General features: G+C 69.9%; 19 protein-coding genes. 10 read left to right on the top strand and 9 right to left on the bottom strand.

Translation table 11 applies throughout. From position 1 onward, the window contains the following. The first annotated feature begins 37 nt into the window (after window positions 1-37). Window positions 38-661, top strand: a complete 624-nt coding sequence (locus Cs7R123_RS21935) for a hemerythrin domain-containing protein (protein ID WP_212829588.1) — start codon at window positions 38-40, stop codon at window positions 659-661. 16 nt (window positions 662-677) lie between these two features. Here the strand turns inward: Cs7R123_RS21935 and Cs7R123_RS21930 are convergent, their stop codons facing one another. Continuing rightward, window positions 678-1,274: a TetR/AcrR family transcriptional regulator gene (locus Cs7R123_RS21930; protein ID WP_212829587.1), complete on the bottom strand. Its 597-nt coding sequence runs from the start codon at window positions 1,272-1,274 to the stop codon at window positions 678-680. 84 nt (window positions 1,275-1,358) lie between these two features. On the opposite strand from Cs7R123_RS21930, the gene Cs7R123_RS21925 reads away from it, so the two are divergent. Together Cs7R123_RS21925 and Cs7R123_RS21920 are read left to right on the top strand one after the other, a co-directional pair. Continuing rightward, on the top strand, window positions 1,359-2,330 hold the full coding sequence (locus Cs7R123_RS21925) for an aldo/keto reductase (protein WP_244872075.1): 972 nt from the start codon (window positions 1,359-1,361) through the stop codon (window positions 2,328-2,330). Window positions 2,331-2,507: 177 nt separating this feature from the next. Beyond that, entirely contained in the window at window positions 2,508-3,488 is a 981-nt protein-coding gene (locus Cs7R123_RS21920) for a YihY/virulence factor BrkB family protein (RefSeq protein ID WP_212829586.1), read from the top strand. Between the two features lie 635 nt (window positions 3,489-4,123). On the opposite strand, the gene Cs7R123_RS21915 is transcribed toward Cs7R123_RS21920, so the two are convergent. Next, on the bottom strand, window positions 4,124-4,333 hold the full coding sequence (locus Cs7R123_RS21915; RefSeq protein ID WP_212829585.1) for a CsbD family protein: 210 nt from the start codon (window positions 4,331-4,333) through the stop codon (window positions 4,124-4,126). Between the two features lie 284 nt (window positions 4,334-4,617). On the opposite strand from Cs7R123_RS21915, the gene Cs7R123_RS21910 reads away from it, so the two are divergent. Next, window positions 4,618-6,123 carry a protein kinase gene (locus Cs7R123_RS21910; protein WP_212829584.1) on the top strand — a complete coding sequence of 502 codons (1,506 nt, stop codon included), beginning with the start codon at window positions 4,618-4,620 and terminating at the stop codon, window positions 6,121-6,123. A gap of 55 nt (window positions 6,124-6,178) precedes the next feature. Here Cs7R123_RS21910 and Cs7R123_RS21905 read toward each other — a convergent pair whose 3' ends face one another. Continuing rightward, window positions 6,179-6,592 carry an SRPBCC family protein gene (locus Cs7R123_RS21905; RefSeq protein ID WP_212829583.1) on the bottom strand — a complete coding sequence of 138 codons (414 nt, stop codon included), beginning with the start codon at window positions 6,590-6,592 and terminating at the stop codon, window positions 6,179-6,181. A gap of 395 nt (window positions 6,593-6,987) precedes the next feature. Between Cs7R123_RS21905 and Cs7R123_RS21900 the strand changes: the two genes are divergently transcribed. Next, window positions 6,988-7,638 carry a DUF402 domain-containing protein gene (locus Cs7R123_RS21900; protein ID WP_212829582.1) on the top strand — a complete coding sequence of 217 codons (651 nt, stop codon included), beginning with the start codon at window positions 6,988-6,990 and terminating at the stop codon, window positions 7,636-7,638. Window positions 7,639-7,785: 147 nt separating this feature from the next. Here the strand turns inward: Cs7R123_RS21900 and Cs7R123_RS21895 are convergent, their stop codons facing one another. The 4 genes from Cs7R123_RS21895 to Cs7R123_RS21880 form a co-directional block, all read right to left on the bottom strand. Continuing rightward, entirely contained in the window at window positions 7,786-9,894 is a 2,109-nt protein-coding gene (locus Cs7R123_RS21895; RefSeq protein WP_212829581.1) for a diguanylate cyclase, read from the bottom strand. A gap of 308 nt (window positions 9,895-10,202) precedes the next feature. Beyond that, window positions 10,203-11,336: an EAL domain-containing protein gene (locus tag Cs7R123_RS21890; RefSeq protein ID WP_212829580.1), complete on the bottom strand. Its 1,134-nt coding sequence runs from the start codon at window positions 11,334-11,336 to the stop codon at window positions 10,203-10,205. 457 nt (window positions 11,337-11,793) lie between these two features. Beyond that, window positions 11,794-12,438: a carbonic anhydrase gene (locus tag Cs7R123_RS21885; RefSeq protein ID WP_212829579.1), complete on the bottom strand. Its 645-nt coding sequence runs from the start codon at window positions 12,436-12,438 to the stop codon at window positions 11,794-11,796. Between the two features lie 321 nt (window positions 12,439-12,759). Beyond that, window positions 12,760-13,239: an SRPBCC family protein gene (locus Cs7R123_RS21880; protein WP_212829578.1), complete on the bottom strand. Its 480-nt coding sequence runs from the start codon at window positions 13,237-13,239 to the stop codon at window positions 12,760-12,762. Window positions 13,240-13,869: 630 nt separating this feature from the next. On the opposite strand from Cs7R123_RS21880, the gene Cs7R123_RS21875 reads away from it, so the two are divergent. Continuing rightward, window positions 13,870-14,367 (top strand): flavin reductase family protein, encoded by a 498-nt coding sequence (locus tag Cs7R123_RS21875; RefSeq protein WP_244872074.1) that lies wholly within the window; start codon window positions 13,870-13,872, stop codon window positions 14,365-14,367. Continuing rightward, window positions 14,367-14,771, top strand: coding sequence for a superoxide dismutase, Ni (gene sodN / locus Cs7R123_RS21870; protein ID WP_212829577.1), 405 nt, complete (start codon window positions 14,367-14,369; stop codon window positions 14,769-14,771). Before Cs7R123_RS21875 ends, sodN begins: the two co-directional genes overlap by 1 nt. 82 nt (window positions 14,772-14,853) lie before the next feature. Here sodN and Cs7R123_RS21865 read toward each other — a convergent pair whose 3' ends face one another. Continuing rightward, entirely contained in the window at window positions 14,854-15,612 is a 759-nt protein-coding gene (locus Cs7R123_RS21865; protein WP_212829576.1) for an SUMF1/EgtB/PvdO family nonheme iron enzyme, read from the bottom strand. Window positions 15,613-15,728: 116 nt separating this feature from the next. Between Cs7R123_RS21865 and Cs7R123_RS21860 the strand changes: the two genes are divergently transcribed. After that, window positions 15,729-16,619 (top strand): site-2 protease family protein, encoded by an 891-nt coding sequence (locus Cs7R123_RS21860; RefSeq protein ID WP_212829575.1) that lies wholly within the window; start codon window positions 15,729-15,731, stop codon window positions 16,617-16,619. Between the two features lie 161 nt (window positions 16,620-16,780). Here Cs7R123_RS21860 and Cs7R123_RS21855 read toward each other — a convergent pair whose 3' ends face one another. After that, window positions 16,781-17,773, bottom strand: a complete 993-nt coding sequence (locus Cs7R123_RS21855) for a YafY family protein (protein ID WP_212829574.1) — start codon at window positions 17,771-17,773, stop codon at window positions 16,781-16,783. 80 nt (window positions 17,774-17,853) lie between these two features. On the opposite strand from Cs7R123_RS21855, the gene Cs7R123_RS21850 reads away from it, so the two are divergent. Next, window positions 17,854-18,591 (top strand): alpha/beta fold hydrolase, encoded by a 738-nt coding sequence (locus tag Cs7R123_RS21850; protein WP_212829573.1) that lies wholly within the window; start codon window positions 17,854-17,856, stop codon window positions 18,589-18,591. 9 nt (window positions 18,592-18,600) lie between these two features. Then, window positions 18,601-19,692, top strand: coding sequence for a winged helix DNA-binding domain-containing protein (locus tag Cs7R123_RS21845; protein ID WP_244872073.1), 1,092 nt, complete (start codon window positions 18,601-18,603; stop codon window positions 19,690-19,692). The last annotated feature ends 234 nt before the right edge of the window (window positions 19,693-19,926 follow it).

Genomic DNA, 19,926 nt, shown 5'->3' with positions numbered 1-19,926 from the left:
TAGACGTGAACGGAGAGAGTCGACCTTGGAGGCTGTCATGAGCCAGACCGCGCGCGCCGGATCGCGCCAGCAGAAGTCCACCGCGACCGCGGCACGCAAGTCGGTGTCGAAGGACGCCGCCTCAGCCGTGGGCAAGCCGAAGACCACCGCGAAGAAGTCGATCGTCGGAAAGGCCGCGACCACCGGGCAGGACGCGATCGCCCTGCTGAAGGCCGACCACAAGACCGTGGAGGGCCTGTTCAAGAAGTTCGAGAAGGCGGGCGACAGCGCGTACGCGACCAAGCGCCGCATCGTCGACGAGGTGATCACGGAGCTGACCCGCCACGCCTACATCGAGGAGACGATCTTCTACCCGACCGCCCGGCAGGCCGCACCCGACACCGGCGAGCACGTCCTGGAAAGCGTCGAGGAGCACCACGTGGTCGCCTGGATGCTGTCGGAGCTCGGCGGCGCCGATGCCCGGGACGAGCGGTTCGACGCGAAGATGACGGTGCTGATGGAGAACGTGCGCCACCACGTCAAGGAAGAGGAGCAGGAGTGGTTCCCGCAGGTTCGCAAGGCCATGGGCCGCAACCGGCTGCGGGAGCTGGGCGAGCGGATGCAGGCGGCCAAGGCCGACGCCCCGGCCGACCCGCTGGCCCTGCGCAGCGCCCGCGCCTGAGCCTGGGCCGGGGCCGTCAGGCGGCGAACGCCGGGGCGAGCTGATCGAGGTAGCGCTGGACCAGTTCCACGAGCTCCTCGATCGGCTCCGCGGCGTCCCATTCCTCGAACGCCGTGCTGAGCGCGGCGTTCGCGACGGCGAACTGCAGCCGCGCGGCGGCGCGCCGCTGCTCGGAAGCCTCGTCGACCACCCAGGTGCGCAGCGGCCTGGTCAGCGGGTCGTTGCCGCCGTACAGGTTGGGTGCCGCCCCGGCGTCCGCCGACTTGAGCTGCTTGACCGCCAACAGCCAGTCGGACAGGTCGCGGGTGCACTGCACCAGCATCGCGGTCAGAGAGGTCCACGGCTGCTCGCCCGGCGGCCGCGAGGTCCACCGCTGGCGCCAGCGTTCCACCAGGTCGGGGTCGGGGTCGGTGAGGACGGCTTCCTTGCTGGGGAAGTAGTTGAAGAACGTGGTGCGGGCGACGTTCGCCGCGGCGGCGATCTGCTCGACACTGACCGCCGCATAGCCGTGCTGCAGGAACAGGCGCAGCGCCGCCGTACGGATGGTGTGCTGGACATCGCGCTTCTTGCGCTCGCGCAGGCCCGGCTTCGACGGCGAGGGGTCGGTGGTCACCAGACCAGTGTAACTATCCTGGACTCAGTACAAATTTGTACTCAGTTCAAGTAGGCGATACGGTCGGAGGACCGCAGCACACTCATGAAGGGCACCACCATGCAGCAGCGCAGCCTCGGGCAGCAGGGCCTGGCGGTCTCGGCCGTCGGCTTCGGCGCGATGGGCATCTCCTCGTTCTACGGGCCGGGTGACGAGCAGGGGGGCGTCGCGACCATCCGCCGCGCCCACGAGCTCGGCGTCACCTTCTTCGACACCGCCGAGCTCTACGGCTGGGGCGAGAACGAGAAGATCGTCGGCAGGGCCGTCAGGGACTTCCGGGACGACATCGTGATCGCCACGAAGTTCGGCTTCAAGCCCGACTTCAGCCTCGACAGCCGTCCCGAGCACATCCGCGAGGTGGTCGACAACAGCCTGCGCTACCTCGGCATCGACACCATCGACCTGCTCTACCAGCACCGCGTCGACCCGGCGGTGCCGATCGAGGACGTCGCGGGCACGGTAAAGGAGCTCATCCAGGCGGGCAAGGTCAAGTACTTCGGGCTGAGCGAAGCCGGGCCGCAGACGATCCGCAAGGCCCACGCCGTACAGCCGGTGTCGGCCCTGCAGACCGAGTACAGCCTCTTCGAACGCGCCGCCGAGCAGCTCTTCCCGACCCTGGACGAACTCGGCGTCGGCTTCGTCGCGTACTCGCCGCTGGGCCGCGGCTTCATCACCGGCACCGCCAAACCCGCCGGGGAGTACGACCAGAACGACATGCGCAACCGCGACCTGCGCTGGCAGCCCGGGAACTTCGAGAAGAACGTCGAGGCCGTCGAGCGGCTGGGCGCCCTGGCCGCGTCGAAGGGCGCGACCGTCGCCCAGCTCGCGCTGGCCTGGCTGCTCGCCCAGGGTGAGCACATCGTGCCGATTCCCGGCACCCGCAGCCCGCGCCGGGTCGAGGAGAACGCCGGAGCCGCCGGGCTGGACCTCACCAAGGCCGACCTCGCCGCCATCGACGAGATCCTGCCCACCGGCGGCTACGGCGCCCGCTACGCGCAGCTGCCCACCTGGGTCTGACCGGCGTACCGCCGCTGCGGAGTGCTCCGGCGGCAGGCCGGTCCCGAACCGGCCTGCCGCCCGCTCGGGGCGCGGGTGGGCAGTTCGCGGGCGCCGCACCCATACCATCCGATATTTCCGATAGATGCCGCCGGGAAACGGTGATTGACCGGCGGCTGATCGCGGTATGTACCCGCCATGTCTGACCGCTCCGCACCGACCGCACCGCCGCCGGACGCCGGACCCCGCAGCCCGGCCCAGTTGGACCGGCACGCCTGGTGGGCCGCGCTGCGCCGCACCGTCAAGGAGACCGACCGCGACAACCTCCAGGTATGGGCGGCCGCGCTGACCTACTACGGGGTCCTGTCGCTGTTCCCCGGCCTGCTGGTGCTGGTCGCGGTCGTCGGGCTGCTCGACGACGCCCTCGTCGGCCAGGTCCTGGGCGAGGTCACCCCGATCATGCCGACCGCGGTGCGCGACATCCTGACCGCCGCGCTGGCCAACGTGCAGGCCAACGGAGGCAAGGCCGGGATCGCGGCGATCATCGGCCTGGTGGTCGCGCTGTGGTCGGCCTCGGGCTACATCGACGCGTTCCGGCAGGCGTCCAACGCGATCTACGACGTACCCGAGGGGCGGCCGCTGTGGAAGCGGCTGCCGATCCGGCTCGCCGTCACCGTGGTGACCGGCGCGCTGCTGGTCGCCAGCGTCCTGATCGTGGTGCTCAGCGGGCGGCTCGCGGAGGCGGTCGGGGGCGTGCTGGGGCTGCCGGAGGCCGCCGTGGCGACCTGGAAGGTCCTGAAGTGGCCGGTGCTGGCGGTGCTGGTGTCCGTGCTGTTCGCGGTCTTGTACTGGGCCTCGCCCAACGCCAGGCAGGGCGGGTTCCGCTGGATCAGTCCCGGCTGTGTGGTCGCGGTCGTGCTGTGGGTCGCCGTGTCGGCCGGGTTCGGCCTGTACGCCGCGCACTTCGGCTCGTACGCCGCGACCTACGGCAGCCTCGGCGGCGTCATCGTGTTCCTGGTCTGGCTGTGGCTGTCGAACCTCGCCCTGCTGTTCGGTGCGGAGCTGGACGCCGAGCTGGAGCGGCAGCGCGCCATCGCGGCCGGCCACCCCGCCGACCAGGAGCCCTATTTGCAGGTGCGGGACGACCGTGCCATCGGCGACGACGGCGGGCAGCACTGAACCGACGAGGGGTTGATTCCGTACAGTATGTGAACAGTTACTTTAAGTGAAAAAATCTTGGTCTAGAGCTGGACGATCGAAGGCATGCGCACGTAGCGTGGTCGTCAGCGGCGCGACGCTCGACGAGGAGCCCAGCGAGGCCCAGCTCAGACGATGTTTTCGTCAAGCGGCACCGAGCGGAGCGCCAGAGGGGGATGGGTGACGAACCGTTGGGGGACGGTACTCACCCGCATAGAAGAGGTCGGCGGTCGCCAACGGGGGTGGGCGACCGCCCGACCTCTCTCCCGATTCGTCCTCGACACCCGGGACGGCTTGACCTCAAGTGCGCTTGAGGCCCTACCCTGCCGTCCGAGGAACCGCTGCCAGCGCCGCAGCGGGTCGGCCAGCTGGGCGCAGAAGGCGGGTAGATCGTCGGGCTTGCGGCTGCTGATCAGCGGGAACAACAGCCCTCGTACCCCGCTGCGCGGCGGCCCGAAACCGGATTCGGTGGGCCTGTCGCGGCGTCAAAGCCCGGGCGGCGGGTCCTGGAGTCGTACGTCGTGCCAGGCCACTTCGCGGGTTCATGTTCGGCTGAACCCGGCGCCGTCCGGCAGGACACAGCCTGCCGGACGGCGCGCCAGCACCCCGACCGCAGCTCAGCGCCGCTGCTCGGTCTCCTGCTCGTCGCGGTCGCGACCCCGGACGGCGTCGCGCAGGTCGTCGCCCACCTGGGCCGCCTTCGCCTTGGCCTGCTCGGCGACACCCTCGGCCTGCAGCGAGTGGTTGTCGGTGGCGTCACCGAACTTCTCCTTCGCCTGCCCGATCAGCTCCTGGGCCTTGTGCTTGGCCTCGTCCACGGCACCCACGGTCAGCTCCCTTCGACGGTCTGATACTGACCGGCGTCTGCCCGGGTCCGTACCCGGCGAAACCTCGGGTGGCGTACGCCGCGACGTGTTTCGGCACGTCGGCCGCCGGGCAGCGGACTGCCAGACACTGGTCGACACCGCCGTACGGGAACCGGGCGGCATCGACGTCCTGGTCGACAACGCGGCCTACCAGATGATCCACGAGACCGCGCCCGCGTCCGGTGCCGGAGGCAATGAACTGCCTTCGTCCGTTATCTTCCGGTCCAAGCGGGTAGGTGCCCGGCATGGCACCAACCCCTCCGCCGGTACTCGGGCGGCGCTACCGACTCGTGGAACGGCTCGGCGCCGGCGGCATGGCCGTCGTCTGGCGCGGCTACGACGAGGTCCTGCACCGGCCCGTGGCCGTGAAACTGCTCAGTCCCTCGCTTGCGGCGCAACCGGATGCGCTGGCGCTGCTGCGAGCGGAGGCCCTGGCGGCCGCGAAACTGTCCCACCCGCATCTGACCGCCGTGTACGACTACGGTGAGGAGACCGCCCCCGACGGGCCGGTCAGGCCGTACCTGGTGATGGAGCTCGTCGAAGGCGTGACGCTGTCGCAGGCGCTGCACGCCGCCCCGCAGGGCCTGGGCCGCGACCGCACCGTGGAGATCACCGCGCAGGCCGCCGGGGCCCTGTCCGCCGCACACGCCCGCGGGATCGTCCACCGCGACGTCAGCCCCAGCAACATCATGCTCACCGCCGACGGCGTGAAAGTCCTCGACTTCGGCATCTGCGTTCTGTCCGGCACGGCCGACGACAGCGACGAGCTGGTCGGCACCGTTGACTACATGGCCCCCGAACGGGTCGCCGGAACCGGCGAGGTCACCGCCGCCTGCGACGTCTACGCACTGGGTTTGATCTTCTACCGCTGCCTGACCGGAATGCTGCCATGGCCGCCAGGCACCCCGACCCAGCGGCTGCGCGACCACATCCGCCAACCGCCCCGCGAGCTGCCGACCGTCGACGGACTGCCGCCCGATCTGGCGGCCCTGTGCATGGCCTGCCTGGCCAAGGATCCGGCGCGACGGCCCACCGCCGCCCAGGTCGCCGTGCAGCTGGGTCCGCATCCCGCCGACCTGCCCGCGGCGGCGCCCGACGCCGACCAGGAACCCACGCGCGTGCTCGCCATGTCCGCCGCCAGCCTGGACACCGCCCGCCTGGCGGAGTCGAGGCGATTCGCACGCGACCGCATACGGCTGCGGCCCACACCGGTGGCAGCCACGGCCGCCCTGCTCGCCGCCGGGCTGGCGGGCGTCGCCGTAGTCGGGGGCACCGGCGCCACCGACCACGAGGGCCGCGCCGAGGCCGCCGAACCGCAGCGGTGCGATGTCGTATACGACGAGCGCCTCAGCGCAACCGCCTACGACGCGACGGTGACCATCCGCGCCAACACCCGCCGGCCCGCAGCCAGCTGGCGGCTGACCTTCACCAGCGGCCACGACGACCCCATGCGCGCGCAGGTCCCGGCGCGGCTGCTCCAGCAGGGCCGACGGGTGTCGGTCACCGCACCGGACGGGCTGGAGCCGGGGCGTGCGGTGGTCGTGCACCTGACCGGAGGCCGGGCCAGGCCCGTGGGGCGGCCCGAACAGTTCTCACTGGACGGCCTGACGTGCCAGAGCACCAGCAGCATGGTCGAGGAGGTGGCCGCCAGTCCTCGTGCGACGGCCGTCCCCGCTGACGATCCGGGTGACGGCTCCTCAGACGACGGCGGCAAAGGCAAGGGCAAGGGCAAAGGCAAGGGCAGAGGATGACGACGTACGGGCGGCACCTGCCGGTATCGGGCTCAGGTTCCGTCCCGGCCGGCGGTCACCCGGCGGAATGCGTCGCCAGATGCTGCGCGATGGACTCCAGCGCCTCGTCGAGAGCCTCCTGGATGCCCGGGTGGTCGTCGGCGGCGTCGATCTGCAGGCTCAACAGGGTCGACTCGCCGCCGCCGCGGGTCACGGTGAGGGAACCGTGGTAGTCGCGATGCTCGGGCGAACCCCACGTGATCTCGTGCTTGGCCTCGTCGGTGTGGAACCACGCCTCGCCCGAGACCCGCTCGGTGTCGCCGTCACCGTCGGTGTCGACGACCGCCGACGTCTGCACCCGATCCGGCCCGACCTGCCGGGCGGAGGTGATGCGGGGGAAGTATTCCGGCAGATTGGCGGGATCGGCCAGATAGGCAAAGGCGTCGGTCACGTCGTGGTTGATGCGCTTCTCAGCGTGGTAGGTCGTCACGTCAACTCCTCCGGTCACCATGACGGTACGTGGTACCTCACCTGCGCATCCCGCGTTTGCGGCGATGCACCGGCCCGGACGGTGTCGCCTCGGTGCGGCCCCATCGGGCCGATTGCGGGGAACGTGGCTGGACGTGCTGACGGTGGCTCTGGTCATGTCGCGCGGGCCTGAGGCCGGCCGCTGAAGGCTGGTCGCAACCGTGCGCGTCGACGGGTTCCTGGTCCCGGTCGGCGACCGACGCAAAGACAGTTACCCCTCCGGCATGTACTCCGGCAAGCGCCACCGCTGCGGGGTCATAGCGAGGTCAGCGGGTCGGTCGTCGGGTGAGATGCGGCCGAGCCATAGCCCTGCTGATGACGCCCGCGGCGGCCACGCCGTCTGTATGCTCTCGGACCATGTACTTCACGCCTGGGCAGACGGTGCTGCGCCGATGCTGGCGTGGGGGGCGGATCACGTTCCTGCAGGCCGCCCGCGTAGTGGAGGACGACGCGCGGGGCCTGCTGCTATGGCTTCCCGCTGGTGTGACGTACTGGCGGCTCATGACCGAGGACGGACGCAACCACCACGATGGCACGGTCGACGAGCTCGGCGCGGACGCCATGCTGCAGCCGCTCACCTGGATCGGTCACGACGTGCTGATGTGGCAGCGCTCCGGTGAGCCGTGGTCGGTGTGGTGGTTCTTCCGGGCCGGGCATTTCGTCGGCTGGTACGGCAATCTGGAGGACTCCTTCGTCCGCTGGCGCGATGCAGACGCCTGCGGAATCGACTTCGCCGACAACGCACTGGACGTACTGATCGAACCCGATCTGAGCTGCCGCTGGAAGGACGAGGCCGAGTTCGTGTCCAGGACCGGACACCCTCACTATTGGAACGCGGCCGAGGCGGGGGAGATCAGGGCCGACGGAGAGCGTCTGATCAAGGTGGCGGAGTCGGGGGAGTTTCCGTTCGACGGCACCTGGTGCGACTTCCGTCCCGACCCGACGTGGCCGGTTCCGCAGCGCACGCCGGGCTGGGACCGTCCGCAGGCAGTGAGAACTCGTCAATAGCGAGGTCAGCGGTGCGGGGTATGGCTTTTCATCGCGCTGCTGGCCATTCTGTTCGTGTCTTACGACGGATTCTTGCGGCTGCCGGTCGACGACGGCGACCTCACGGCGGCCGGGATCATGACCGCGGCTGTACTGACGGGAGAGCACTCAATCGCAACGGTCGGCGATCTCGCCCTCGGTGAGGAGCGCGAGGAAGGCGTCCAGGACCGCAGGGTCGAAACGGGTACCCCGGCCCGCTTCGAGCATGAGGCGGGGCGAACCCGGGACCGGCGGGTACGGCGATGACGTGCCGCACGCATCGGCCCACGCGTCGCAGACGGCGATGATGCGCGCGCCGATGGGGATTTCCGGGCCGGCGAGGCCGCGCGGGTGGCCGGTGCCGTCGTGGCGCGCGTGATGGGCGGCCAGGACCGGCACCAGGTCGGGGCGGTTCGCCAGCTCGCCGAGCCGCCGCGCGGTCTGCTCGGGCCGGGTGCGGCAGTCACCGCCGAGGTCCGGAGCCGGTCGGGTGCCGCGGTCGTCAGGCAGGTCGTGACGGTGGTGGCGGCAGCCGTCGAGGTCGGCGCAGGCGAGGCCCCGCAGGCGCGCGGCGGCGGCGATGCGCTGCTGGGTCGCCTCATCCAGGCCGAGCCGGGCCGCCGTGGTCCGGGCCCAGCCGCTGATCGCGGCGCTGCGGAAGCCGTCGCCGCAGATCCGGTCGGTCTCGTCGGCCAGCCATATCAGCGCCGGCGGGAGGCCCAGCGCCGGGGCGGCGTCTACCTGCCCGAACGCTCCGCAGCCGAGCACCCGGTCGCGGCCCAGTGCCTTGGCGCCGTACAGCGCTCGGTCGGCGGCTTCGATGACGTCGTCGACGGCGAGCCGCCCGCCGTGGTCGGCTGGGTCGGCGCAGGCGACTCCGAACGAGGCCGTCAGGGGCAGCGGCTCGGCCACTCCCGGCACCACGACCGGGGCCGCGCGCAGGTCGGCGCGCAGCCGTTCGGCCAGGTCCAGCGCCGCCCGGCCGTCCGTGTGCGGCAGCAGGCAGACGAACTCCTCACCGCCGTAGCGGCAGAGCAGGTCGCTGCCGCGCATCGGGCGCCGCAGCCGGTCGGCGACCTCGGACAGCACGGCGTCCCCGACGGAGTGGCCGTAGGTGTCGTTGACGGTCTTGAAGTGGTCCAGGTCGACCAGGATGATGCTCAGCGGGCCGTGGTCCGCCGCCGTCGCGGCGGCGAGCTTCTCCTGGAAGTAGCGCCGGTTGTAGAGGCCGGTCAGTGAGTCGGTGATGGCGGCGGTGCGCAGCTGCTCGGTGAGCCGGGCGCGGTCGCGGGCGGCGACGATCTGGCGTACCAGCAGACCCATCAGCAGCAGCAGGGCGACGGACAGCGTCACCCGGCTGATATGCCCGACCAGGATCATGTCCGCGAGGGCGAGGCTGCCGACGATCAGCACCGCGACCAGGGCGGGCAGGAAGGCCACCTCGCGGGCGGCCAGTGGCTCGCGTTCGTCGGCGGGGTGGCGGCCGGCCATCAGCGCGGCCAGGCACATCAGCACCGCCTCGACCTGCCAGCCCACATTGAGCCAGGTCGCGCTGGTGTACGGGTGCAGCACGCTGAGGTACGCGTAGATCGCGTCCATCACGACCGCGAACCCGAACGCCACCCCCACGATGATCATCGCGCTGGGCACCCGGCGCGGGGCGACCAGCAGCAGCGCCCCCAGCATCGCCACGATGATCACTGAGAACACCGGGTAGAGGAAGTTGACGAACTCGGCGGCGTGCCAGGTCTCCGGCACAAGCGGGGCGATGACCACCTGCCAGCCGATCGCCGCCCCGGCCGCGGCCACCAGCAGCGCGTCGAGCAGCCCGCGCAGCCGCAGGCCCAGGCCGACCACGATGCCGAGGATCGTGAACACGTAGCGCAGCAGGTAGAAGAGGTCGGCGAGGGTGGGCACCGGCGGGCCGCCGGGCGAGGTGTACACGTAATAGGCCCAGGTCAGGTCGCCGGCCAGCCACAGCAGGCTCGCGGTGAACAGCAGCCGCCAGGCAGTGCGGCTGCGACCCGTGGCGCGCCGCGCGGCGTACCGGCTCAGGCCGACGAAGGCGGCGATGGGGACGAGGTAGAGGATCTCGCCGGTGAAGTGGGCCAGGCTCGGCGTGTCGCGGCTCAGGTAGATCAGCGTGGCGTACAGCAGCAGCCAGCCGAGGCACCCCAGCGCGAAGCCGAGCAGAACCCGATCGCGGCCGTCCGACGGCACCCGGTCTTCGTGCACCATTCCCCGTGCCCCCCGTGCTGACCCGCCGGCATGGTGCCTGCCCAGCCACTGTGTCCGCATTGATCACCATACATCGGGTTTAATGCTAGTCTGGTTCAGGTGGATCGAGTCGTCGAGGCGGAAGGTCTCGGCCAATGCCTGCCGCAGCGGTTTCAGCTAGGTGAAGTCGAGTTCGCCCATGATCCGGACTGCAGGTAGTGCGGTCGACGGGACGGCGATGTCCGCTCGTGGACCTGGCCGAGACTCTGTGCCGATCCTGGACGGCAAGGACCGCTCGGCGCCGGCAGCGCGGGGGTCACCGTACGGACCTACGCGAACGGCGAGATCTGCGTGATCGCTTGCAGCCGTGGCACGAGGGTGCGCGCAGCGTCGATCACGATGTCGCGGTCGTAGCTGACGATGACGTCGAACTCCCGGCTGCCCTCGCCGGTGCCCGGACGGCCGCGATCACCGGCGAACAGGGCGCACGCGAAGTAGGTGCCGATCACGATGACGTTCCACTCGCGGATGAGCGGATCCTCAGGGGGCAGTGCGGCACCGCGTACGCCGGGAGCCGGTTCGTCGGGCATGTTCGCGCCGAACGCGGCGACCAGGAACGCGTGGCCCGCCAGCTTGCGGTAGCGGTCTTCAGCCTGCCGGAAGTACCGCAGGTCCTGGAACGTGGACAGCAGCACGATCGATTCGCGGGAGAGGCTCTGGCTTTCGATGTGCCTGCTGAGGGGGATCAGCAGTTCCTTGGTGGTGGGCCGGGCGGTCCGGTGCCGACTGGCGTGTTCGAAGGGAGTGGTCGGCCCGTCGCCGATCGTCGGAACCCGGGGGAGCTGCGGGCCTGGGTCGGGGAAGTGGCCGGGCAGCACACCGGGCCGACCGAAGTACCAGCCCTGGCCGAAGGTCGCGCCCATGGAGGAGGCGACGGCGAGGTGCCGTTCGGTCTCGATGCCCTCGGCGAGGATGACCGCGCCGGTGCGTTCGGCCTCGGCCAGTGCGGCGTTGACCACGCGGGAGACCCGGCCGGTGGTGCGCTCCTGCACGACGGTGCGATCCAGTTTGATCACTTCCGGGGAGACCAGAGGCAACGTGGCGAGGGTTACCGGGTTGGCCCCGACGTCGTCAAGGGCGATCCGGGCCGACCGGGCCCGCAGCCCTGCGATGGAGGCGACCAGCGCTGCGGGATCGCGGTCGAGTTGGCGTTCGGTGATCTCGACGACCACCTGGAGTTCTCGGTATGCCCGCTCGTTCAGGTCGGTCAGATCAGTGGGGCAGGCAGAACGCATCGACACCGGCTCGACGTTGACGAAAATGAGCCGGTACGCCGCCGACAACGGCCGCTGGCTGTGGCCGGTCGTGGTGGCCTGCGCCGTCGTGATGCTGGTGCTGGCCGTGAAGTGGATGCTCGCGGTGCTGCTCGCCACCGACCGGCTGCGCGCGGTCGCGTTACGCACCGAACCGGACACCGGCGAGCACACGACCCTGGCCGCACCCGCCCTGGAGGAAGCCGTGCGGGACCAGATCGAGGCGTACCGCGGAGTCGCCTCGGCGAAGGTCCGCCTCCTCGGCGAACCGCAGAAGCCGATCATGGCTGTGGGGGTACGGACCTCAGCCCCGGGCAGCTGGCGGCGCTGTGCGACCGTATCGAGCAGGGGGCTCCGGCAGACGCCCGCCGCGTGCTGGGTCGGCCGGACCTGCCCGTGCGCGTGGACCTCGACACCGGCCGCCGACCGGGCCGGGTGGTATGAGTGCCGCGGCAAACGTGGGGCAGGTAGTCGGCGGCGTTCTGGTGCTGATCCGGAACCGCCTGACGAGATCGGCCGGGCGCGCCCGGCCGATCTCGGCGACACCAGCCACGGTGCATCGTCTCCAGAACCCCAGCCAGAGCCGTCCGACACCGCAACAGGGCGGTCAGGGTGCGGGTGAAACCGCGGCCAAGTCGAGTCCGCGAGCGGCCACCACCTGGGCGCTACCGTCGGCCAGCCGGTAGCACAGGCCCACCACAGCGGCGTTTCCTGCCTCGACCCGCTCGGACAGCACCCGGGAGCGGTCCAGGATGAGCTCGACCGTGTGCCGGATGTGCTCAGCCAGGATCTCGTCGGGTTCGAAGCGGCCTGCGGCCCGAGCGGCCAGCACGCTGGGCGTCACCCGCTCGATGACGTCGCGGACGTACCCGCTGGGGGACATGCCGTCCTCCAGCGCGGCGCACGCGGCGCCGACCGCGCCGCACGAGTCGTGGCCGAGGACCACCACCAGCGGACAGTCGAGCACGGAGGCCCCGTACTCGATGCTGCCCAGCACCTCCGCGCCCATCACGTGGCCCGCGGTGCGGACCACGAACAGGTCGCCCAGGCCGCGGTCGAAGATGATCTCCGCGGCCAGCCGGGAGTCGGAGCAGCCGAACACCACGGCGAACGGGCGCTGGCCTGGCGCGATCTCGGTGCGGCGGGTCGCGTCCTGGTTGGGGTGCTCCGGGGCGCCGACCACGAACCGCTGGTTGCCGGCGAGCAGCAGCTCAAAGGCTCTCTTCGGGGTCGGGGACTTGATCTCGGCCATGGTCGAAGCGTAGGCCAGGCTTCACGTTCGCGCAGTCTGCTTTCGTGCGCCGGTATTGGCGCGCGACGCCTCGGCCGATAGGTCGCCGCGGTGCGGCGGCGCGACGGGGTCCAGCTGGGGTGAGCCTGGCCGAGGCGATGGTGCGGATGCGCGCACACGCCTACGCCACCGACCTGAGCCTTCTCAGGTTGTGCTGGAACGTCTCTGCTGCGTCGTGGCGGGCGCTGTCGGTGACGAGCTGGGCGATGGTCGCCCGCCGCACGCCGTCTGTCCGGCCACCGGATCGGCATGCGTGCGGCGGCTTCCCGATCGATCCCGGTCTCACCGTGAGTCGGGCTGCGAGCCCGGGGCGCTGACATTGCCCCGCCAGGCTCCGGTCTCGTGACCGCGCTGCTCGACGAACTCCTTGAACCGTTCGGCGTCCTTCTTCACCTGTCGGCTGTCGGCTCCGATGGCACTGCCGATGTTCTCGACCATGCCCTCGGGCTCCCAGTCCAGCTGCACCGTCACCCGGGTGTCGCTGTCGCCGAGCCGGTGGAACGTGACCACCCCCGCGTGGCGGGTGTCGCCGCTGGTGCTCTTCCACGCGATGCGCTCATCCGGATGCTGCTCGGTGATCTCGGTGTCGAATTCTCGCTTCGCGCCGGCGACGCTGACGACCCAGTGGCTGTGGGTGTCGTCGAGCTGCCGGATCGATTCCACCCCGCCCATGAAGTTCGGGAAGGACTCGAACTGGGTCCACTGGTTGTAGGCCGTATGTACCGGGACGTGTACATCAACGGACTCGGTGACCGTACTCATCGCTGACCTCCGCAAAATAGGGCGTTTCGCAGATACCCGACTCAACAGGCGCTTAAACCGCATGCCGCCTGGTTGCTGGGGTGGGAGTGCGACAGTGTCGACCGTTGAGATCGCGGACCATCTGGTCGTGCGGGTCAGCGGTGAATGCGACATGGGCGTCAGCGATCAGCCGGCCGCTGCGCTGAGGGCGGCGACGCAGTCGTCACCGCGCGCGGTGAAGTGGTGTTCGCCGGTCCCGCCGGCCTGGCCCGGGTCTGCGGATTCGTGCGCAGCGGGGAGGCGGCCTGGCGATCGTGGCGCGGGTGTGCGAAGAGGTGACGTTCGCGGCAGGCGGAACCATGGTCCGACAGCGGATGACCCAGCAGCCGTCCCGGTTCGCAGCCTCGACGGCGGTCCAGCAGGTCCAGGGCGCCGTGCAGGTGGGCCATGGCGGTGGCGGCAGCCCGACGACATCGCCGATCGCCAAGATGACGCGGCCGTTGGGAAGGGGCAGCGTGTGGTGCCAGTCGCCGCGCGACGCGCGCCTTGTCCTCGGCGGGCAGGCATCACCGCTGCCGACCAGAGGTGGACGCTTTGGTAAAGACGCGGTCGGCTTGACCTCAAGCCAGGTTGAGGTTCTAGGGTCTGGGCGTGGATCACGCCAGCACCACGGAGCTTATGAAGGACGCCTTCCGCCGCTACCCGACCGGGGTGGCGGTCATCACCGCGACCGGGTCGGAGGGTCCGGTAGGGCTGACTGCGTCAAGCGTCGCGTCCGTATCGGTCGCACCGCCCGCCGTGTCGTTCTCCGTCATGGGTACGCCGTCGGCCCGCAAGCTGCTGCGGGCGCCTGCCTTCGTGATCCACCTGCTCGGGGGCAGGCATGCCGAGCTGGCGCGGAATTTCTCGCTGGCCGGTGGCCCGCGTTTCACCGCGGAGCAGGGGTGGGCGACCCTGCCGTCCGGGGAACCGCTGCTGACCGGGGCGCTGGCCGCGCTGCGGGGTGCGCCGATGCACCTGGTGCCGGTCGGCGCGGCAACCCTCGTCGTGGCCTCCGTGACCGACGTGCTCCTCGGGCCGGACGACGGCCGGCTCATCTACCACGCCAGGCAATTCGTCACCGCACCGCTGTCGCCGGAAGGAACCTGATGCGACTGTCAACCCTGCTGCGCCCGCGCATCGTCGTGAGCGCTCACTGCGACCTGCCCTGCGGGGTGTACGACCCGGCGCAGGCCCGGATCGAGGCCGAGTCGATCAAGGCCATCTGCGAGAAGTACCAGGCCAACACCGACCCCGAGTTCCGTACCCGGGCGCTGGTGATCAAGGAGCAGCGGGCCGAGCTCGTCAAGCACCACCTGTGGGTGCTGTGGACCGACTACTTCAAGGCCCCGCACTTCGAGAAGTACCCGCAGCTGCACCAGCTGTTCAACGAGGCCACCAAGCTGGCCGGCGCGGGTGGCGCGAAGGGCCAGGCCGACCCGGCCGTGGCCGAGCAGCTGCTGGGCAAGATCGAGGAGATCTCCAAGATCTTCTGGGAGACCAAGCAGGCCTGACGGGCCGCGTGCGGGGCAGGCGGAGAAACCTGCCCCGCACGAGATCCGGACAGCGGCGGAATGCGGGCGGCGCGGTGCCTGGCTACCCGCGGGGCGGCAGTGGTGCAACCGGGCGGATCGCGGTGAACCCGGCCTGCTCATACCGGGTGGCGGCGAGCAGCAGCAGCCATTCGTCGCAGCCCTGCCACGGGTAGACGTCGGACGCGCCACCGCGTACCGCCCTGGGCCCGGCTCCGGTCCGTGGGCGGGCATCGGCCGGGGCGCCCGCGAACCCGGGTATCCACACGTCGGCGCAGATCTCGTTCGCCGAGCCCATCGCCACCAGCCCGAACGCGTTCTCGGCGGCGGCCGTCCGCTGCTCGTCGCCGAAGTCGTCGAGCAGCTGGTCCGCGCCGGGTTTCGCGTCACCGCGGAAGGTCAGGGTGGTGGTGCCCGCTCGCGCCGCGTACTCCCACTCCGCCTCGCTCGGCAGTCTGAACGGCAGCGCTTCGAGCAGGTCGTCCAGGTCGTCGTCGACCCGGGCCGTGGTGGAGTCCCCGTCGGCGTAGCCGTCCGCGTACTCGGGCAGCCAGTGCCGGACCTGCGTGACCGTCAGCGGATGCCGGGCGATCAGGAACGGTTCGACGCGCACCTCGCGTACCGGCTGGGACTCCTTGGCGTTGGCGAAGAACGGTTCAAGACCGTCTTCGGCCCCGCCGGCCCGCTCGATCGCCCGGACCGCCGCCAGTTCCGCGTCCGACAGACCCATGCGGAAGATCCCGCCCGGCACCTCCCGGAAGACCACGCCGGATGGAACGTGCCGCCGGGCCGGTCGCCCGGCCACGATCTCCTCAGCCCACATGGCGCCGAACGTTAGCAGCCCGGCCGCGGCAGGTCGCGGCACCGACCGTGCCCGCAGGTACGGTCGGTGCCGCGGGGTCGGCGCGGCTGTGGCGCGGGCTGCTACCGTCGGCCGGTATGGACCCCCACCCCGCCGACCGTCCCTCACCTTCCGGCGAAGCGCAGGCCGCACCGCCGCTGCCCGACGACTCCGTGCTCCAGGCGCAGAACTCCGTCATGGTCCAGCGCAAGTCGTGGCGGGACCGGGCGGTGAAGGTCGGCGGCGGCTCTGTCGCCGTCGGGGGCGGAGCCCTGAAGCTGCTGGGCAAGGCCGCACTGCTGGGCAAGGTCGGACTGTTCACGCTGCTGAAGTTCAAGACCCTGCTCAGCATGCTGGTGTCCGTCGCCGCGTACGCGCTGTTCTGGGGCTGGAGGTTCGCGGTCGGGTTCGTGCTGCTGATCTTCGTGCACGAGGTCGGGCATGTCTTCGTGCTGCGGCTACAGGGCGTGAAGGCCAGCGCCCCGATGTTCCTGCCGTTCTTCGGCGCGTGGATCACGATCGAGGGCGAGCAGCGGTCGGTCGCGCAGGAGGCGGTATCCGCGTTGGCGGGACCTATCGCGGGCCTGCTCGGCGCGGCCGCCGTGTTCGGGGTCGGGGAGTCGGTCGACTCGGACCTGCTGCGGGCGCTGGCCTTCACCGGATTCCTGATGAACCTGTTCAACCTGCTGCCCGCGTTGCCGCTGGACGGCGGCCGGGTCGCGGGCGCGCTGCATCCGGCGATCTGGCTGGGCGGTATGGCCACGGCGGTCGGGCTGCTCATCTGGCATCCGTCGCCGGTGTTCTTCTTCGTCCTGGTCTACGGCGGCATCGAGACGTGGCGCCGCTGGCGTGGGCGCAAATCGGGGCAGGCCGCGCAGTACCTGTCGGTCGCCCCGTCGGTCCGCTGGCAGATCGCCGGAGCGTACGTGCTGACGGTCGCGGTATGCCTGATCGGCATGGACGCGGCCTACGTACCCCGGACGTTCTGATCTGTAGCAGGGACCGGTTGGTCGGGCAGCCTGGTTCTTCCAACTACAGCCACTGGCCTGCGACTACGTCCGCTGGCGGGGCTCTAGAGCGTTGTCTAGGTCTAGAGCGGACGACAAAAAGATCATCGACGTGTCCGCTTAGTTGACCTGGACATGGCGGTTCAGCCTCCATCCTCTGATTGCCGCGGCGTCTCCTGAGGCCGCCGAGTCGCGGCCGTCGCGAGCTGTTGAGCTAGATCTTTCAGGGCTTGGCGCAGTTCGTCTGGGCTGTGGATGGTGAAGGGCCATTCCAGGGAGGCGAGTAGGTGGGCCATGCCGTCCAGCCGTTGCACCCGCGCGTGCATCAGTACGCCGGTGGGTTGGGGGGTGAGGATGGCGACTGTCCGGGGCAGTCGTCGGGCGATTTCATCGATGGGTCCGTTGATCAGTACTTCGACTTGCCAGGGGTAGGGCGTCTGGGCCAGGGATGTGGTGAGGTGGGAGACGGGGTCGAAGTTGTCCGGGAGGGTGAAGGTCTCGACGCGGGCGGTGATTGATTCGATCCGGTCGATGCGGAATGTGCGTAGGCCGTCCCGCAGGTGGTCGTGGCCGATGAGGTACCAGCGCCCGGCGTGGAAGACCATGCCGTATGGGTCGACGTCGCGATCCGTGTGCTTTTCGCGCCAGGATTGGTAGCGCAGCCCGACGGTGCGGCCGGAGCGCGCTGCTTGTGCCAGGGCCAGTAGGACGCCTGCCTCGGGTGCCTGCGCGACCACGGTGTTGGCAGTGAAGGACAGGGTTTCGCGCATGGCCGCAAGCGGCTCCCGCAGGGATATCGGGAGCACTCGTTCGATCTTGGAAAGCGCGCCGGCGGTGGCTGGGGAGGTCGTGGTCATGCCCAGACGCTCTCCGGCCAGCAGGCCCAGAAAGACCGCGAGGGCTTCATCGTTGGTAAGCATCAATGGCGGCATCCGGTAGCCGCGGGCCAGCTGGTAGCCGCCGAAGCGGCCTCGTTCCGACTCCACGGGAATTCCCAGATCGCGCAGATGCGACATGTATCGCCGCACCGTGCGAACGTCCGTTCCTAGGCGGTCGGCTAGCTCTGTGCCGGTGAGCCGGGAGTGTGTCTGGAGGAGTTCGAGCAGTGCCAGTACTCGCGTCAATGGGTGTGACATGGACCACTCAATAATTGAGGGCGGATTCTGTCCTGTATCCACCCTACCCTCGCTTCAACATCCGAAAGCAAGGAGACGACGTGGCTACTTTCGTGCTGGTACCTGGCGCCTGGCTGGGAGCCTGGGCTTGGGAAGACACCGCCCGCGCGCTGCGGGCGCACGGTCACACGGCGCTGTCGGTGACACTTACGGGCCTGGGGGAACGGGCTGATCTCGGCACGCCGGAAACCGGTCTAGACACTCACATCGACGACATTGCAACGTTCATCGAGGAGCAGGACCTGCACGATGTCACCCTCGTGGCACACAGCTACGCGGCGGCCCCTGTCACCGGTGCCGCAGGCAGACTCGGCGCGCGACTGCAGCGCCTGGTCTATCTCGACAGCGCTCCATTCGCCGAGGGCATGTGCATGCTCGACCTCATGCCGCAAGAGGTCGCAGATCAGCTGCGCAAGCAGGTTGCCGAGTATGGAGGCGGTTGGCGGCTTCCGATGCCGCCGTTCGAGTTCCTCGGCTCTGACAGCACCCTCGAAGGACTCGGCGTACCCCAGCGCGACCTTATGCGCGCCCATGCCACGCCACAGCCCTTCCGGACCTACGAGCAGCGGCTCACCGGTTCCGGCGAGCCCGGTCCTCACGTGGACCGTGTCGTGATCGTCTGTAACGACTTCCGGGCTTTGCTGGATGCTGGAGTGCCAACACTGGCGTTCCTCAACCAGCCGCCGTGGCGGCGCTTCGACCTGCACACGGGGCACTGGCCGATGCTGTCCGCCCCCGCCGAACTCGCCGACACCCTCAACGCAACCGTTTCTTCCTGAGGAGGCAGAGTGACGACCCCGACGCTGGGACAGGAACGTGTACGCGGCATGCGGGCCCGCGCACAGGCCATCGGCGGCGGGGTCAGGCACGACTCGGCCGCGGCGGTTGTACGGCGAGTCTTCGCCGTACAGGCCCAGAACGCCGTCGCAGCAGAACTGGGCATCCGGGTCCGGGGCCGGTGCATCAGCGCAGAAGACATCCGTGCCGCATACGAGGACGACCGCAGCATCGTCCGCAACTGGTTCATGCGCGGCACCCTGCACACCATCCCCAGCCCGGATGCCCGCTGGGTGCAGCGGCTCCTCGGCCCCCGCATCCTCGCCGGCACCAGCCGCCGGTACCACCAACTCGGCTTGAACGACGACCTCCGCGACCGCTCCGACCGCCTCATCAGCCGCGCCCTCGCTACCCACGGCCCACTCACCCGCCCCGAACTAGCCGAGCGCCTCACCACCCTCGGCGTTGACCCGACCGGTCAGGCACCCTTCCACCTGATCCGCCACGCCGCGCTCTCCGGCATCGCCTGCCACGGCCCTCGGAGCGCCAGCGAAGCCACGTTCGTGCTGTTCGATGACTGGCTGCCTGCCACCGCCGAAGATGCCCTCTGGCAAGAAGACGCCGCCGCCACCGAACTCGCCCGCCGCTATCTGAGCGCCTACGCCCCCGCCGAGGTGGAGGACTTCGCCAGCTGGTCGGGCCTGCCGATCACCCTGGCCCGACGCGCCTGGAGGAAGCTGGCGCAATCCGGCCTGATCACCGACTACGGCGCCTTGGCTGCTCCCGCTGGAGGGACGAATGAATCGCAGGACCCGCTGAGCGAGCCCGATGTGCGCATGCTCCCGGCATACGACAACTACCTCACTGGCTACCGCAGCCGTGAACTGTCCGTACCCGCCAGCTACCAGCGCCACGTCTGGCCAGGCGGCGGCCTCATCCGACCCACCATCACCGCTGACGGGCTCGCTGTCGCCACATGGAGCCGCCGCGCCGCCGGACGCTCCATCAGCGCGGACCCCTTCGAACCTTTATCGCCTCAAATTCAGATCCAAATCGGCGCTGAAATGACCGCCGTTACCCGATTTCTCCTGCCCACCCCCTGAAAGCCGCCTTCGCCGGGCGCGCGGCGGCGGGCGTTGCTTGCCAAGACGCGAGTTGAGGCCATACTCATCGCATCCATTCAAATATTTGAGGATATCTATGAAACTGCGCGCTCTTCTCACTGCCCTCGTGATGGCAGCTGCCGTTGTGGCTGTTCCGGTCGCAGCCGTCGCAGCCCCACCCTCTGCCGACTTCTGTATCCCCATGCCGCCGCCGCCCTGGTCCTGCGAGTACTA

Origin of the sequence: Catellatospora sp. TT07R-123, assembly GCF_018327705.1 — a bacterium.
In the GTDB taxonomy this organism is placed as follows: domain Bacteria; phylum Actinomycetota; class Actinomycetes; order Mycobacteriales; family Micromonosporaceae; genus Catellatospora.
The sequence above is the reverse complement of the archived record's forward strand: the minus strand, read 5'-3'. Positions and strand labels throughout refer to the sequence as shown.

Excerpts from the sequence above, each read along its gene's own strand:
- Cs7R123_RS21935 (WP_212829588.1), top strand. The coding sequence starts at position 38 with ATGAGCCAGACCGCGCGCGCCGGATCGCGCCAGCAGAAGTCCACCGCG.
- Cs7R123_RS21880 (WP_212829578.1), bottom strand. The coding sequence starts at position 13,239 with ATGAGTACGGTCACCGAGTCCGTTGATGTACACGTCCCGGTACATACG.
- Cs7R123_RS21885 (WP_212829579.1), bottom strand. The coding sequence starts at position 12,438 with ATGGCCGAGATCAAGTCCCCGACCCCGAAGAGAGCCTTTGAGCTGCTG.
- sodN (WP_212829577.1), top strand. The coding sequence starts at position 14,367 with ATGCGACTGTCAACCCTGCTGCGCCCGCGCATCGTCGTGAGCGCTCAC.
- Cs7R123_RS21900 (WP_212829582.1), top strand. The coding sequence starts at position 6,988 with ATGTACTTCACGCCTGGGCAGACGGTGCTGCGCCGATGCTGGCGTGGG.
- Cs7R123_RS21860 (WP_212829575.1), top strand. The coding sequence starts at position 15,729 with ATGGACCCCCACCCCGCCGACCGTCCCTCACCTTCCGGCGAAGCGCAG.
- Cs7R123_RS21925 (WP_244872075.1), top strand. The coding sequence starts at position 1,359 with ATGAAGGGCACCACCATGCAGCAGCGCAGCCTCGGGCAGCAGGGCCTG.
- Cs7R123_RS21865 (WP_212829576.1), bottom strand. The coding sequence starts at position 15,612 with ATGTGGGCTGAGGAGATCGTGGCCGGGCGACCGGCCCGGCGGCACGTT.
- Cs7R123_RS21920 (WP_212829586.1), top strand. The coding sequence starts at position 2,508 with ATGTCTGACCGCTCCGCACCGACCGCACCGCCGCCGGACGCCGGACCC.
- Cs7R123_RS21910 (WP_212829584.1), top strand. The coding sequence starts at position 4,618 with ATGGCACCAACCCCTCCGCCGGTACTCGGGCGGCGCTACCGACTCGTG.
- Cs7R123_RS21855 (WP_212829574.1), bottom strand. The coding sequence starts at position 17,773 with ATGTCACACCCATTGACGCGAGTACTGGCACTGCTCGAACTCCTCCAG.
- Cs7R123_RS21895 (WP_212829581.1), bottom strand. The coding sequence starts at position 9,894 with ATGGTGCACGAAGACCGGGTGCCGTCGGACGGCCGCGATCGGGTTCTG.